Raw genomic sequence first — 14,158 nt, 5'->3', positions numbered from 1 at the left:
CGCTGCTCCTCCGGGGTCAGATTCTCCTCGGTCGGCTGTGAGTCGATATCGAAGAAGCAGATTCTCCGCAGGAGCTGTTGTCTGGCGTGTCGCTGAGTACCATCGTCATCCCGCCCATCCGCCTGAAAACCCGGAGGTAGCCGCCCAGCAGACCACTCGGGGTGAGTGATATCAAGCAATCCCGGCTCCCCGGACGGCTCAGCAAGTCGACGAAAATCCCCTTGACCAGATGGCGGGCTTTCGGACTGACCGCCGAAGTCACCGGAGTGCACATCTCACAGCCAGCCTTCCACCTTGCTGCGTGCAGGCACACCGCCGGCATGCACCACCTGCCCGTCGATCACCACGCCGGGCGTGGACATCACGCCATAGCTCATGATGTCCGGCAGGTTCTCGACTTTTTCGAGCGAAATCTCGACACCCTTCTCTCTGGCAACCGCTTCGACGAGGGCGACGGTCGTGCGACAGTTGGCGCAGCCGGTACCGAGAACCTTGATGTTTTTCATGGGAATTCCTCTTACCTGATGAAGAAATGAATCACAGCAGCCAGTTGAAAATGTAGCCGACCAGCAAAATGCCGGTCGCCACGACACCGGCGAAGGTCGCTATCAGGGTCGGCCTGAGCGCTTTCCGCAGAATGATCATTTCCGGCGCCGAGAGCGCGATCACGGCCATCATGAAAGCCAGGACCGTACCAAGGGCCGCGCCTTTGCCGATCAGGGCTTCGACAATCGGGATGATTCCCGCGGCATTGGTATACATTGGCACCCCGAGCAGAACCGCGGCGGGTACGGCCCACCAGACATCACGGCCCATGAACGAGGCCATGAAATCCTCCGGCACATAGCCGTGGATGCCGGCACCCAGGGCAATCCCCACCAGGACGTAGGGCCACACCTTGCCGACAATTTCGCGCACATGCGCACCGCCGGCCTGCAAGCGTTCCAACCAGGAAAGCTGCTCACCGTTCACCTGAGCCACCTGGCCGGCGAGGATCTTCTGCACCCAGTCCTCGAGGTGACGTTCCATCCGCAGTTTGCCGATCACCAGGCCGGCGACGATGGCCACCAGCAACCCCATGCCGAGGTAGAGAGCGGCGACCTTCCAGCCAAACATGCCGAAGAGCAGCACCAAGGCAATTTCGTTGACCATCGGGCCGAGATCAGGAAGGAGAAGGTCACCCCCAACGGCACACCTGCCGAGAGGAAACCGATGAACAGGGGCACGGCCGAGCACGAGCAGAACGGTGTGACGATACCCAGGGTGGCCGCCAGCACGTTACCGATGCCTTCCCGCTTGCCGGAAAGCAGCGCCCGGGTACGCTCCGGCGAGAAGAAAGTCTGGATGACGCCCATGACGAAGACGATTCCGGTCAGGAGCAGCAGCACCTTGGGTGTGTCGTAGAAGAAGAAATGGACGGCTTCACCGAGGTGCGTCCCACGGGAAAGGCCAACGGCGCTGACGACCGCGTCGGCAAGAGCGGTCAGCTGACTGTAGACGGCTATCCAGAGCACGCCGCCCAGGCCAATTCCAATGAGCCACCAGGTGAGCTTGGCGCTTGCGGTCTTGTCGACCACCGAAACGTTCATGCGGTGACTCCAGGGGACTTCACTGTCGTAGATGAGACTGCCTTCCCCGAAACCTCGTCGTCGGGGCAGGGTTCGGCAGACCCTGGCCGCCGTGCTTCGGCCAAACAGTCCTGCCACGAGGCCCGCTCAAAGCATCGACTTGCCCTGGGCAAGAACCTTGTCGCAGATCTGCTTCGTGACTTTTTTCTTCATGCTGCCCAGGTCGAACTGGCTGCCTTTGCTGTCGCTCAGGATGCCCTTGGCACCGCTGCTGTAGCCACTGTCGGATGACGAGGTTCCACCCGGCAGCTTGCTCATCAGCGAGTCCTTGACCGAGGCCGCGTTCTTTCCCCCGAGATAATTGTTCTTGATGCAGAACTCCAGCAGACCGGCGACGTTGCTTGTGCTGCCAGAGGTGATGGACTGTCCGGAAAGCGCGTCGCCGACGCCACCCAGGTTCCCGAGTCCGCCGGACAATCCGCTGCTTTCCCCCTGTTTCATCAGGTCCCCAAGCTGCGCGTGTGCGGCCGTGAAGGGCAAGAGACCGACGATGAGGATACCTGCGGTTGCGATACGACAAGTGCGTGCATTCATGCTGACCTCCTTCTGGTTGGCTGGAAGAGTCCGCTACTGGATTGTGATGATGCATTGCTGACGGACAGCCAGTGGTTTCTGGCTGCGTGCAGACCTCACTAGCGTGATGATACGCTGGCTCAGGTGACTCTTGGCCATTCTGCCCGATTGGCAGCGTGCTCAACGTGATTTCGACAGCCAAGGTGCCCGTGTCTTGTTCGGGCGCACCGATCTGGCGTCCGTCGGTGACCCACTGAATGGCAGAATTGATCAGCGGATGGCGTTCCGCGCAAGAAGCGCCAGGCGCACATCCACGGTGACCGACAGCGCTGTCAACGCTGCGGCCCTCGAACGGCGCTCGGCGCTGGCGCGGTAGAGATGTGGAGTCATTGCGAGCAGATCGGCAATCGTCTCGCTGCCCGCGAGGTCGAGGTGGTAGCGAACGGTTTCGTTGGAGACGCCGGTAAAGCCCTGCGGCTCCCGGCCGTCGGCCGCACGCCCCGGCTTCAGCGTGGGGTAGATTATCTCGCGCAGTTCCCGCAGATGGTCCGGCCCGGCATCAAGCTGCAACAGCTGGCCGCCCGGCTTGAGCACACGGGCAAACTCGGCATGGACCGGAAACCCGAAAATGCACAGCACCCGATCAAGCGTGCCTGGCTGCACGGGCAGGTTGGCGTTGCTGCCCACAACCCAGGTGGGCAGCCTGTCCTGTTTCGCTGCCGACAGGACCGCCCACTTGGAGATATCCAGCCCAAGCAGCGCCAGGGACTGGCCGCCACGGGTCGCAGCGGCCAGCTGACGCAGGTAGTAACCCTCGCCGCAACCGGCATCGAGGCAACTGGCAATTCCCCTGGGTGGCAGACCCGCCAGTACCGCCCGGCTTACCGCAGCGGCAATCGCCTGGTAATGGCCGGCATTGAGGAAGCGCTGGCGGGCAGCGACCATCAGCTTGCTGTCGCCCGGATCGCGCGAGCGCTTGTGCTGAACCGGAAGCAAGTGGGTATAGCCCTGACTGGCGATGTCAAAGCCATGACCAGCGGCGCAGCGCCACATCGACCCGTTGCTGTGAAGAGGGGCGCCGTCCAAGGGGCAGGCAAGCGCCTGGAATGAGGTGATGGGCATGAACTGTGCGTCCTGAGGGCCTGACGAATCGGGTTTATCCATCGCAACACGCCGGAGGACTCGGGAGATCGACCTTGTGAACTGAACCGGTGCCCGGAAGGGGACATGGGCGATTCTACCCCCGGCTCACGCCCTTTCTATAGGCTGCAGCGGCTGAAAGCTCCACTGGTGGAGCATAAGCCGGAGGGAAACCGGTCATGGGCCACAGACGGACCAGAAGCGACTCTCGACGAGATCGGGGTTCGCCGCCGATGAAGGCGACGATCTACCATCTGCAACATCTGCTCCGCCCGCTGTGCCAGCCGGTTCGCCCTGCGGCGTTACGGCAGAGGTCTGCCGTAACGCCGCATTGAAGGGTTGCAGGCAAGTCTCAACGTTCTACTGCCGAATGCCACCCAATCGGACCCCGTGGTTCAGGCCGTGCCGGCGCCTCGCGCCGTTTTCGGCGAACTGATCCGCCAAGCCGGACAGGGCGATCTGTTGCTCTGCGACAACACCCGGGCGAAGGCTCTGTCGTTGATCGTCGCAGGAAACCAGCTCGAAGCGGCCGGTTTGGCCACGTGCGAGCGCTTACTCCTTCACAACCTACTGCAGACTTGCGTGCCTAATCCATGACGCTGGTCAACTTAGGTAAGGGTAAGCAATCGCGCCAACGCGTGTACATGGTGTGCCGCATACAACCGATCGACGCTTTCCCTGCGTGTCCAGTGACCCTAACTATGGAAGCTAATCGAGGCAATCCATCAACGAGCTCGCAAGAGGGGCCGATCGCGAGCCAACGGAGAGTAGTCTTGAATCCATCGATTAACCGGACGCCGACATTGTCCGCCACGAATCGGTTCAAATCCTAGACGAGGTTTGGGGTTGGCGGTCGTCAGGAATAGTGCAGATCACACCAACCAGACATTTCACGTTGGCATATTTCACGTATCTCATGAAACCAAAGAATACGCCACCGCAAGCCGTCCCCGTTTCTCCAACAGTCACCTCCAAACAACCACTTGAACAAACTGCATCAAATTTGCGAAGTCAGGAGATTCATCACACAAAAACCCCGCAAAACATGGCGTTTAGCGGGGTCTTCGTTTTTTGCTGCAGAGAGTTTACAGCCGATGTCCTGGCGGAGACGAAGTCCGCCTGATAGTGGTCCAGCAGAATCCCGTAGTGTCCATAAAGTCGCATCATAATAACAGTAATTTAAATAACATCGGCGTCCAAGATAGTCCTATACAATCCCCTTCAAATCCGGCTATAGTTTGATAGTCATTTTGATAGTGGAGCGGATAGCATGGCACGCCAACAACAGCGACTTTCAGCACTGCAAGTCAGCAAGCTTACCAAGCCGGGGCTGTACGGCGACGGCGGTGGCTTGACGCTCCAGATCACTGCCACGGGCGCGAAGTCCTGGCTGTTCCGTTACATGGTCGCGGGTAAGCCGTTCGGGATGGGATTGGGGCCGACGCATACCGTGAGTCTGGCCGAGGCGCGGCAGAAGGCGCTGGATGCGCGGAAGCTGCTACTCGATGGCATCAATCCTTTGGCGGCCAAGAAGCAGCACCAGATCGCTGCCGCGCTGGCCGACGCCAAGATGATGAGCTTTGATCAGTGTGCCGAGGCCTACATTCTTGCGCACAAGGCGGGATGGAAGAACGCCAAGCATGGCGACCAATGGACGAACACGCTCAACACCTACGCCAGTCCGGTGTTCGGCAATTTACCCGTGGCCGAGATCGACACCGGCCTGGTCGTGAAATGTCTTGCGCCGATCTGGGAGAGCAAGACCGAAACAGCCAGTCGCGTGCGCGGTCGTATCGAGTCCGTGCTGGGCTGGGCCACCACCAGTGGCTACCGCACCGGCGAGAATCCTGCCCGCTGGAAAGGTCACCTTGAAAACCTGCTGGCCACTATCAGCAAGTCCAGTCGGACGAAGAATCATCCATCGCTACCGTGGCAGCGCATCGGGGCGTTCATGTCGGCTTTGCGTGCGCGTGAAGGCGTATCCGCCCGAGCAGTCGAGTTCGCCATCCTGACCGCGTGCCGGTCGGGCGAGGTGCGTGGCGCCCGATGGGCCGAGTTCGATATGGCCGGCAAGGATCTGGACAATCCCGGCCGAGCGCATGAAAGCCAAACGTGAACATCAGGTGCCGTTGAGTGATGCCGCACTGGCGGTGCTGGAATCGATACCTAAAGACGACGATGCTGAAGTCGTGTTTGCCGGCACGAAAAACCAGCCCCTGTCGGATATGTCGCTGACCGCCGTGATCCGCCGCATGAACGGCGACGACAAGCCGTCGTGGGTGGATGCCAACGGCGACGGCATCACCGTGCACGGTTTCCGCAGCAGCTTCCGTATGTGGGCGGCTGAGACCACCAATTACCCGCGCGAGGTCGCCGAGCACGCGCTGGCGCACCAGTTGCCGGATGCCGTCGAGCGTGCCTATCAGCGAGGTTCGCAGTTCGCCAAGCGCGCCGCATTGATGGCGGAGTGGGCGGCGTATTGCGCCACGGTGCAGACCGATGCGGTGGTCAAGCCGATTCGTGGCGCGGCGTAATCGACACAGAGTTGGCGCTGGTGCGGCGATTTAGAGTAAGGTAAAGCCGTGGCGGGGTCATCGAGGCCATCAGCATTCAATCCAGTCCAAAAGCATCGCCTGCACCGTCGAGATGATTGTCCACCGGTCTGGGGCCAAGTAACCCGACGGCTTCACTGCTGATCATGGTTTCGATGAATCGACGCGCATTGTTCTGCCCGAGTTCCTGCATGGGCGCAATCAATGCCTGAGTTTTCCCGCTCATATAGACCCACTTCACGGCACGACTCACCCCGACAAAGCACAGGTGTCCGATGCGTTCGCTCATCCTGCCGGGGAATGAGGATTGATTAAGGCGGGGCAGAAATACGCTATCAAAGGTCAAGCCCTTGGCCTGGTGGTAGGTCATCAGCTTGGGAATCGGATTGGAAAAGTCGATTGGCGCATCCCTTTGTTGAACCTCGACATCAATTCCCGCTTCATTGAATCCCTTGGCAAATCCGTGCACTTGACGCTGCTGGGGGAACAGCACTGCAATCGAATCGCCGTAGCTAAGGCGCAGCCTGACCATTTCGATCAGATGTGCGACTTCATCGGGAAGCTGTCCGCAACAAAAAACAAGGGGCGCGAGCGATCCATCTCAAGGTTGGATGCCTGCCGCATGAACTCCTGCCGCCTTGCTTCGTCAGGGATGAACTGTGCGGCCAGTTCCGTCACCATCGGGTTGCAGCGGAAGGCCGCCAGCAGGGCCGTATTGTGGTGCGAAAGTCCGAGCCGTGACAGCGCCTCGGGTTCCGTCATTCGTCCGTCGTAGAGTTGCTGCTTGCCGTCCATGCAAACCGTTATATGACGTGCCATGCGCTTCAGTATCTCAATTGCGCCAATGTCCATGTCCTGCGCTTCGTCGATCAGGGCACAGTCGAACAGCGGCGTTGGCAGCTTGCCACTATCAATAGCGCCAAATACATCGGTACGAATCTTTTCAAAATCAGGTTTGCCATCCTTTCTGGGTAACTGTTCATTGATATACTTTCTGTAAGTATCGGCGCAACACTTGTCAAAGGTCGAGATGCACTCGTCCGGCACGTCCAGCATGTCGTTGCCTGCCCGAATGAATTGCTTCAGGGTGTTGGTATAGACAAACAATCTGACCGCATCGGGATTTTTCCCGGATCGATGAAATAGCAGATTCAACCGATGCAGGAGAACCAGTGTCTTGCCCGCGCCTGGCCCACCGACAATGGCCTTATGGCCCCGGGTGTCCATCTGGACAGCATCCTGTTGAGCTGGGGTAAGGCTTGAAAAAGGAATCAGCCAGGCCATGTCCTACTCCCGTTTCCCGGTCATGTCCGGTCGTAAACCACCGCTATCGACTGGGCCGGCGCTCTTTCTGGATTGACGTATCCTCCTGCCCGCCTCGCTGGCGTGTTTATCACCTGCCAGATCGGCGGCAGCGATAAACCAGCCCAGTTCCCAGTCATCAAGATTAACCGGATCACCGAAGTCTTTAAGAATGAGGACAGCTTTGGACTTAGTCTCCACGTTGGCTTTCAGGTGCTTGCGAATGCGCAGCTTCAAGATCTGGTAGGCGGTGAATCTTCCGTTGAATGCGCGGTCGATGGCGCGAAGTGCAGCATCGTAGTTGCGTTGCTTCGTCATACAGCAACGCCAGGTTAAACAGGGGTCCACCCCAGTCACGACTGGCCTTGCCTGCCTCTTCATAGCCTTGTATAGCGGCAGACTGATTGCCGCGCGCATCTTCATACATTGCCTGTCGATTCAGCAGCCAGGCTACCGGTCGGTTGGCCTGTCGCAAAAGAGCGCGCACCAAGCCGATGGCTTTTTCATGCTGCCCCAGATCAGCGCAAAGCTCTGCGATACGCGGCATCAACTCCTCGGCCTGGCGCGGGTCTTGACGATACTCCTCCTCCAGGCGGTCGATCTCTTCCTGCTGTTGGTTCGGGTTAACTACATGGGAGAGCGGGTTTCTCGATGCTGGCCTTGAAAGCCACGGACTCCGGAAAATCGGCCAGCTTGAGTTCCAGGTGGAACACCTGATTTTCATCGTAGGCATACTCCAGGCGCAGCGGGCTCCCCTTACGCACCATAGTCATGTCCCAATGATCTCGAAACAGCGGGCGGCGCTCTGCGCCGGCCACCAGCTCAACCGACAGCCGCAGGGCTTGCTCGAAGGCATCCTCCGGCACGGACAGGCTGTCGTTGGCAGAGACACCTTCGACAGGGAAAGGCAGCGGAGTACCCTGGGCCACCAACTTGAAGATCACCTTTTGGGTGACCAGATAGATGTCGTCTTGCACCACTGGGGCAATGACGCCCCGCCCGCTGGTCGCCAACGCCAGAGCATGAAGACTGGCGCCACGCGCCACCGCCAACTGAGCATCCTTGCGGTCTTCATATTGCAGCATGCGCGCACGTGGAAAGTAGCCATGCAGTGCATCGATCACCTGCGGAATCAGCGCTGCCGCCTACGGCCAGCACAAAGTCGATTTCAGCGGGTTCCAGATCTGGGCGCGATCAAGCGCATCCGCAACGGGCGCAAAGATCGAATTCTCCAGCCGGTATTCCGTGCTGCGTGCAAACAGGTGCTCTGTATTCAGGAACGGAGCCAGCACCGCGTCGAACTGTGCCGCAGTGATCGTCGCCGTCGATAGCTTCAATATGCGCTCACCCTGGCGCATGGATACCTGCGCCGGATAGCGGGCAACAATCTCGTCGCGCGGGGTTGAATCCAGCTTGCCGAATTGCTGCAAGCGCCAGATTTCGTTACAGATTTGAATCTTCAGCGCCTCGGCCACTGCGATCAGCGCCGGCGTAATCACCCTGGTTTTTTCCTGGAAGGACAGTTCAAACTCCGGAAGGCCGTTTTCCTCGCAGAGTTGCGGCACCAGCACCCGATGCAGGATGGCCAGATCAATGTCGCCACCTCCAAGGCGATGAAAACGGGAAACTGACCGGGTTGCGACCTGCACGGGCGAATCCGCAGTCGCGTGTGCGCTAGTTCAAAGAGCGCAATGTCGCAGGTGCCGCCACCGAAATCGAAAACCAGCAAGTTCTTCTTGCCAGTGACGGACTCCAGCAGAGCTGGGGTCATAGCGATAGGCATAGTCAATGAAGGCGGCGACCGGTTCATCCAGCAAGCGGCCACCGCTTACGTCAATGACCGGCACTCAGGCACAAGCGCGCGCCGTTTCAGCACGCTGGGCGGTCTGAAAAGACGCCGGGAACGGTGACAACCACATTGCCTGAGCTGCATCGCCGATGCCCTCGTGCTGCAGGTAACACAATGCGCGCCGCGATGTCGGTCGGACTGCGATAGCCTTCCGGGGCATTGGGGTAGTACGGGAAGTACCAATCTCATTCTTGCAATCGTGAAACAAATTGACATTGCGCGAGATACCCTTTGAGGTATCGGCCATCAGTGCCCGCAAATCCTTGGCGCCCTGGCCGACAAACTCACGGCCCTGATGCGTCGCCACTATAGAGGGCAGCAATGTGCCGGTGAATTCACCGGCTGGCGTGGATTGTCGCAGCGATACGACTTCCGGCTCGGTGGGTGATGTCGCGCCTGCGGGCAAGCTTGCTCGGCACAGCGTCGAATTGGTGGTGCCCAGGTCGATGCCCCAAGCGACAATCGTCTTGTTAATTTTGCTCATGCGTCCTCTACACTTTCCAATTCTCGCTCGATCCGATCGATGCTCGGCAGGCTGGTTTGCAATTCGGCCGGCAATGCTGCCACAAGCTGATACTCGGCCACACCGATAGGTTTGTTTGAGTCGCGCAGCGCATATTCCGCAACCACCCGGTTCTGGCTCTTGCACAGCAGCAGGCCGATGGTGGGATTGTCCTGTTCGGACTTCATCAGTGAATCCACCGCGCTCAAATAGAAATTCAGTTGCCCGGTGTGTTCGGGTTTGAAGTCCCCCGCCTTGAGTTCCACCACGACATAGCAACGCAGCTTGAGGTGATAGAACAGCAGGTCGATGAAGAAATCGTCACCGCCGACCTCGATATGCACCTGCCGACCGACGTAGGCGAACCCGGCGCCGAGTTCAAGCAGGAAACGGGTGATGTGCTGGACGATGGCGGACTCGATCTCGCGCTCGTCAGCCTCCTTGCCCACTCCGAGGAAATCGAAAAGGTAGGGGTCTTTCAACGTGTTGCGGGCCAGGTCGGACTGTGGTGCAGACAATTGCGCTTCAAAATTGGTGACGGCCTGGCCCTCTCGCTCCAGCAGCCGGGTTTCAATATGGATATTCAGCACGTTGCGCGACCAGCCATGCTGGATAGCACGCTGCGCATAGGCCAGGCGCATTGCCGGGTCTTTCAGCCGGGTGAGAAGCACCAGGTTATGGCCCCAGGGCAATTGTCCAACAGCCTGTTGGACAATTTCGGCGTCGGGCCAGGCCCCGGCAAAGGCGCGCATATACATCAGGTTGGCGCGGGAAAAGCCCTTCATGCCCGGAAATGCCGTGCGCAGATCGTGCGCCAGCCGCTCGATCACCTTGGCGCCCCAGCCCTGCTTGGCTTGCCGTTCAAGAATGTCATGCCCAATTTGCCAGTAGAGCAGGACCAACTCGCGATTCACCGCCAGCGCCGCGCGCTGCTGGGCTGTGTGGATGCGGGTCTTCAACTCGGCCAGCCAATCGGCGTAACCGCTGGGAGGCTCGATCAGCGCAATGGGACTATCAGCTTGTTCGTTCATGTTCTTGCCTCGGCAAGCATTGTGGCCAGTGGGCTGCCGACGGCGACATGAGGGGCGACGATCTCGGTGGCCAGCGCCAGCACCAGGCGGTTACGTGTCAGCGCGGTGGCACGGGTGGTGCGGGCACGTCGGGGCGAAGGCGCTGATAACGAGCATGCGGCCACTGGCGAGGGGTTCGCGTTCTTCGGGTGTGGGGCGGTAGTCGGGGTATTGGCCGCCAAAGCCGCGCGCCAGCACTTTGATTGCACGGCCCATTACGCCGGAACAGTGAGCGCAGCACCTGTTGCTCCAGCGGCGAGTGGAAGCCGCTGACGATGACGCGACCGGCCTTGACCCATTCCGGCACGCGGTCGAGAGTTTCGAGCAGAACATGGCCGGGGCATTCGCGGAGGCGATGAGGCCAAGCAGCGGTTCGTCGAGCAGCGCCGTCTCACCAGCGCCGACTATTCGCGTAGCGAATTCAGGCCCGACACGCTGGGCGCAGAGGGCAGGCAGGGTGAGGGGCGCGGCCTTCATTCGTCTTCGTCAGCAACCTCTTCTTCAATCTGCGCTGTTGAAAAGGACGCGTTGAAGTCACGAACATCCAAGAAGAATTGCTGAGACAAGGCAGCGACGTGCTTCCCCAGGCACGAATCGATTTCATCGATAGTTAACTGACATGCTGGGAGAAAATAGTTCCCGATCCTTCCTCTGTTGTCCTTGTAGACATACTGTTGTTCGAGTTCCATGGAAAGTTTTTTCCCCAACGATGTTAATTCCTTCTTGCCAACCGCAGAGACGCTTCGGAGGGAAAGAGGGAATCGATCAAGCAACCACTTTTTGAGGTTGAATCCATCTGATGCCGTCACCCACCACCAATAGCCGAGGGAGCTGCAAAGCATGGCAAATACGGCATCGGCATCGGCTGCATCCGTGAATCTGAAACCGGCTGTTCTTGCGGGCAGCGAAGGGCTTCCATCTGGTGTAGTGGTTGGAGGTATGCTGCGCCAAGCGGGAAACCAGTTGTAAGCAACACCACCGACGAAGACCGAATTTTGAGGAAAGTCTGGTGCAGATGCCGCGAGAGAAGAGAAGGGCAATGAATGCCTTAAGTCTTCTCCAAGTCTGTGACCATTCGCAAAAAGTTTCTGAAACACCCCTGCCTGGATAACTGAGCCGAGTTTCGGGATACCCTTCATGAAATAGCGGCCAATACTGGGGCATAGCGAATTATTTGAAACAAAGCTTCTCGTTCTTCAGCATTCCATCTCATCAAGGCGGAGGTGAACCTGTTCCATACGCTATCTCGCTGAATGGAACATACGGCGGATTCCCAATCACCACATCGAACCCACCCCGATCCACGCATCACGCCGTAGAACTCGGCGAACCAGTGAAACGGCTGGTGGCTGGCTCGCCAGGCGGCGAACTCCTCCTTCTTCTTCGGGTTGATGCCGTAGTCCTGCGCAAGGTAGCGATCCAGTTCCAGGCTCAGGCCGTTCAGCTTGTCGCGCAGCTTGCGCTTGTCTTCCGCCGTGACCTTGCCGCCGTGCACGGTCTGCTGCTGCCGGAAGAAATCAAAGGCATCGGCCAGGTCGGCGGTGCTGGCCTTGATTTCGGCGCGGTGGCGTCTGGTCGCTGGCGAGCGTGTTGGCGGCGTCGAACTGCGCCTCGGTGGCATAGCCGACCAGCGTATTGCCGGCGCGGATGTTGAAGTCGATGTCGGGCAGCGGCTCCAGTTCGCGCCCGGCGTCCACCTGCGACACCAGCTTGAGGAAGAGGCGCAGCTTACAGATTTCCACCGCCTCGGCCATGATGTCCACGCCGAAGAGGTTGTGCAGGATGATGTTCTTGTAGATGAAGTAGCGCGCGAATGATGGTGCCCGACTTCCTCCAGCACCTTGATGAAGTCGGCTTCGCCCGGCTTGCCGAGTTTCTTTGCATCCTCGACAAAGCCTTCCATGCGGTCGAGGCAGGCTTCGTAGAGCGGTTCCAGCACGTTGAGCGCGGCGAAGAGAAAAGCGCCCGAGCCACAGGTGGGGTCGAGGATGGCGATGCCGTGGCGAACTTTTCATTGGCTTTCGCCCTTTCCGGGATGCGGCCAACGATGGCCTGCCAGACCGCGCGCAACAGGTCGGGGCTGGTGCAGGTGTCGATCACGTCCTGCATGAACTGGCGGATGTCGAGGTTGAGGGTGATGAGATCGTCGGCGCTCTTTACCGCACCGCTGGCCAGCTTGTCGCGCACCGCCAGGCAGCGGCCACGGCGCTCGACATACTCGCGCCAGGTTTCGGTGGGCAGTGTGCCGCGCTGAGTCTGGCCATTGCTGGCGGCAACGTGAAAGACGGCTTCGCCCAGGTTGTAGCGGCGCTCGAACATGCGCGCCTTGGGATCGTTCATCCCCGTTTGCACAAAATCCGGCAGCACGGACACCGGCACCACTTTGCCGCTGGCATCGATGACGCCGGTTTTCATGGCCGGGTAAATGTAGCGGTCGGGGTCGGCCTTGAGCAGTGACCATACCGACGCATCGCCATCGAACGCGACCTTGCAGCGTTCGCGCGCCTGTTCCAGCAGATGCGGGATGACCGTGTTCTTGCTGATGTACTCGGTGATGTCTTCCTTGGTGTAATACGCCCCCATCTGCTTCTGGTTGATGTACTTCTCGAAGATGTAGCCGAGCACGTCGGGGTTGATCTCGCTGCCCGATGAGAGCGGCCGGTCGTCAAGGTGCCAGTCGTATGCGTCGAAGAAGGTGAACAGGCGCTCGAAGGCTTCGTCTGGGATGTCGATGTCGGGGTGGGCGACTTCAAGTTCATGCACATCGAACAGGCCGCCATTGAGGTAGGGCACGTCGCCGATCAGGCTGGTCAGATCAGTCACGCGCGCCTTCTTGTGCTGCCCCAAGCCTTCGTGAAACAGGCGGCGCAGGAACTGGCGGTAGAAGGTATGGAAATGCCCTTTGCCGGCTTGCTCGCGCACGGCTTGCATGCGGTCAGCCAGATAGTTCGGGTTGCCGTCGAGGAAGCCTTTTTGCTGGATGAAGTAGACGAACATCAGCGGTTGAGCATCAGCGAGGCATACCAGGCTTGATCGGTGGCGGCGTCGATCCCGTCGATGAAGGCGGAAAATGCTCCGTGCTCGGCCTTGAAGCGGTCGTAGAAAGCTCGGAAACGCGGTCGCGGTCAAAGGCGCATCGCAAGTCCTGATCACACAGTTGAGCGTGAGTCCTTCTTCTTCATCCAGCGAAAAGACAATTCGCTCAGCTTTTGCCGCAGCGATTCGCCACTGGCGCCCTTGTGCCAGGTGTGTGTGCGCGTGGCGTTAGGCTGGCCGGGGACGCGACCAACCCATAGCCAGGTCAGCCGTTTGTGCCGCATTGGCGAACACCAGCAGGTGCTCGTGGGCGAGCTTGGTGACTTCCTTCTCGATCTTCAGCAGGCTGGCGCGGGGCGGGATATTGCCGCTGGCGTCGGGCGAACAGCGGAACACCACAACGCCGCGCTTCTGGGCGATGCTCGTGAGCGTGTAGCGCTCACCTTCCGGCAACGACGTCCAGCGGGCGCAGGCTGGCCTGATCCCAGCCTAGTTCGTTGAAGAGTTGTTCGAGCTTGACTTCGCCGAGCAGTTTGCGGAAGCGGGAGGGTTCGATGGACATTTTT

16 protein-coding genes and 2 pseudogenes are annotated in these 14,158 nt (G+C 59.4%); 1 reads left to right on the top strand and 17 read right to left on the bottom strand.

Annotated features, from left to right (window positions below):
* Positions 1-275 precede the first annotated feature (275 nt).
* The 4 genes and pseudogenes from V5B44_RS00210 to V5B44_RS00195 form a co-directional block, all read right to left on the bottom strand.
* A complete protein-coding gene (locus V5B44_RS00210) occupies positions 276-506 on the bottom strand; it encodes a thioredoxin family protein (protein ID WP_332357136.1) in 231 nt (76 codons plus the stop codon).
* 31 nt (positions 507-537) lie between these two features.
* Positions 538-1,589 (bottom strand): annotated as a pseudogene (locus V5B44_RS00205) (permease).
* 126 nt (positions 1,590-1,715) lie between these two features.
* Positions 1,716-2,162, bottom strand: coding sequence for a DUF2501 domain-containing protein (locus V5B44_RS00200; protein ID WP_332357135.1), 447 nt, complete (start codon positions 2,160-2,162; stop codon positions 1,716-1,718).
* Positions 2,163-2,411: 249 nt separating this feature from the next.
* Positions 2,412-3,263, bottom strand: coding sequence for a putative RNA methyltransferase (locus V5B44_RS00195; RefSeq protein WP_332357134.1), 852 nt, complete (start codon positions 3,261-3,263; stop codon positions 2,412-2,414).
* A 1,288-nt stretch (positions 3,264-4,551) separates the two neighbouring features.
* Between V5B44_RS00195 and V5B44_RS00190 the strand changes: the two are divergent.
* A pseudogene (locus V5B44_RS00190) lies at positions 4,552-5,815 on the top strand (tyrosine-type recombinase/integrase).
* 76 nt (positions 5,816-5,891) lie between these two features.
* On the opposite strand, the gene V5B44_RS00185 reads toward V5B44_RS00190, so the two are convergent.
* From V5B44_RS00185 to V5B44_RS00125, 13 genes are all read right to left on the bottom strand, one after another.
* A complete protein-coding gene (locus V5B44_RS00185; protein WP_332357133.1) occupies positions 5,892-6,365 on the bottom strand; it encodes a 3'-5' exonuclease in 474 nt (157 codons plus the stop codon).
* 5 nt (positions 6,366-6,370) lie between these two features.
* Positions 6,371-7,117 carry a UvrD-helicase domain-containing protein gene (locus V5B44_RS00180; protein ID WP_332357132.1) on the bottom strand — a complete coding sequence of 249 codons (747 nt, stop codon included), beginning with the start codon at positions 7,115-7,117 and terminating at the stop codon, positions 6,371-6,373.
* 3 nt (positions 7,118-7,120) lie between these two features.
* A complete protein-coding gene (locus V5B44_RS00175) occupies positions 7,121-7,453 on the bottom strand; it encodes a hypothetical protein (protein ID WP_332357131.1) in 333 nt (110 codons plus the stop codon).
* Positions 7,454-7,758: 305 nt separating this feature from the next.
* Entirely contained in the window at positions 7,759-8,259 is a 501-nt protein-coding gene (locus V5B44_RS00170; protein ID WP_332357130.1) for a hypothetical protein, read from the bottom strand.
* A 21-nt stretch (positions 8,260-8,280) separates the two neighbouring features.
* Entirely contained in the window at positions 8,281-8,784 is a 504-nt protein-coding gene (locus V5B44_RS00165) for a hypothetical protein (RefSeq protein ID WP_332357129.1), read from the bottom strand.
* 198 nt (positions 8,785-8,982) lie between these two features.
* Positions 8,983-9,468 (bottom strand): hypothetical protein, encoded by a 486-nt coding sequence (locus V5B44_RS00160; RefSeq protein WP_332357128.1) that lies wholly within the window; start codon positions 9,466-9,468, stop codon positions 8,983-8,985.
* Complete coding sequence (locus V5B44_RS00155) at positions 9,465-10,517, bottom strand: PDDEXK nuclease domain-containing protein (protein ID WP_332357127.1); 1,053 nt, start codon at positions 10,515-10,517, stop codon at positions 9,465-9,467. Before V5B44_RS00155 ends, V5B44_RS00160 begins: the two co-directional genes overlap by 4 nt.
* Before the next feature lie 512 nt (positions 10,518-11,029).
* Positions 11,030-11,695 (bottom strand): hypothetical protein, encoded by a 666-nt coding sequence (locus V5B44_RS00150; RefSeq protein WP_332357126.1) that lies wholly within the window; start codon positions 11,693-11,695, stop codon positions 11,030-11,032.
* Positions 11,692-12,051, bottom strand: coding sequence for a hypothetical protein (locus tag V5B44_RS00145; RefSeq protein WP_332357125.1), 360 nt, complete (start codon positions 12,049-12,051; stop codon positions 11,692-11,694). Before V5B44_RS00145 ends, V5B44_RS00150 begins: the two co-directional genes overlap by 4 nt.
* A 22-nt stretch (positions 12,052-12,073) precedes the next feature.
* On the bottom strand, positions 12,074-12,310 hold the full coding sequence (locus V5B44_RS00140) for a hypothetical protein (protein ID WP_332357124.1): 237 nt from the start codon (positions 12,308-12,310) through the stop codon (positions 12,074-12,076).
* Positions 12,285-13,553, bottom strand: coding sequence for a hypothetical protein (locus V5B44_RS00135; RefSeq protein WP_332357123.1), 1,269 nt, complete (start codon positions 13,551-13,553; stop codon positions 12,285-12,287). The genes V5B44_RS00140 and V5B44_RS00135 overlap by 26 nt, the downstream gene beginning before the upstream one ends.
* 267 nt (positions 13,554-13,820) lie before the next feature.
* A complete protein-coding gene (locus V5B44_RS00130) occupies positions 13,821-14,045 on the bottom strand; it encodes a hypothetical protein (protein ID WP_332357122.1) in 225 nt (74 codons plus the stop codon).
* Positions 14,032-14,154: a hypothetical protein gene (locus V5B44_RS00125; protein ID WP_332357121.1), complete on the bottom strand. Its 123-nt coding sequence runs from the start codon at positions 14,152-14,154 to the stop codon at positions 14,032-14,034. Before V5B44_RS00125 ends, V5B44_RS00130 begins: the two co-directional genes overlap by 14 nt.
* Positions 14,155-14,158: the final 4 nt, after the last annotated feature.

The organism is Candidatus Accumulibacter necessarius, assembly GCF_036625085.1.
The sequence above is the reverse complement of the archived record's forward strand: the minus strand, read 5'-3'. Positions and strand labels throughout refer to the sequence as shown.

Bases quoted from the DNA above. Each gene is read 5' to 3' on its own strand.
- V5B44_RS00210 (WP_332357136.1), bottom strand. From the start codon at position 506: ATGAAAAACATCAAGGTTCTCGGTACCGGCTGCGCCAACTGTCGCACG.
- V5B44_RS00200 (WP_332357135.1), bottom strand. From the start codon at position 2,162: ATGAATGCACGCACTTGTCGTATCGCAACCGCAGGTATCCTCATCGTC.
- V5B44_RS00195 (WP_332357134.1), bottom strand. From the start codon at position 3,263: ATGCCCATCACCTCATTCCAGGCGCTTGCCTGCCCCTTGGACGGCGCC.
- V5B44_RS00185 (WP_332357133.1), bottom strand. From the start codon at position 6,365: ATGGTCAGGCTGCGCCTTAGCTACGGCGATTCGATTGCAGTGCTGTTC.
- V5B44_RS00180 (WP_332357132.1), bottom strand. From the start codon at position 7,117: ATGGCCTGGCTGATTCCTTTTTCAAGCCTTACCCCAGCTCAACAGGAT.
- V5B44_RS00175 (WP_332357131.1), bottom strand. From the start codon at position 7,453: ATGACGAAGCAACGCAACTACGATGCTGCACTTCGCGCCATCGACCGC.
- V5B44_RS00160 (WP_332357128.1), bottom strand. From the start codon at position 9,468: ATGAGCAAAATTAACAAGACGATTGTCGCTTGGGGCATCGACCTGGGC.
- V5B44_RS00155 (WP_332357127.1), bottom strand. From the start codon at position 10,517: ATGAACGAACAAGCTGATAGTCCCATTGCGCTGATCGAGCCTCCCAGC.
- V5B44_RS00150 (WP_332357126.1), bottom strand. From the start codon at position 11,695: ATGAAGGGTATCCCGAAACTCGGCTCAGTTATCCAGGCAGGGGTGTTT.
- V5B44_RS00140 (WP_332357124.1), bottom strand. From the start codon at position 12,310: ATGGCCGAGGCGGTGGAAATCTGTAAGCTGCGCCTCTTCCTCAAGCTG.
- V5B44_RS00135 (WP_332357123.1), bottom strand. From the start codon at position 13,553: ATGTTCGTCTACTTCATCCAGCAAAAAGGCTTCCTCGACGGCAACCCG.
- V5B44_RS00125 (WP_332357121.1), bottom strand. From the start codon at position 14,154: ATGTCCATCGAACCCTCCCGCTTCCGCAAACTGCTCGGCGAAGTCAAG.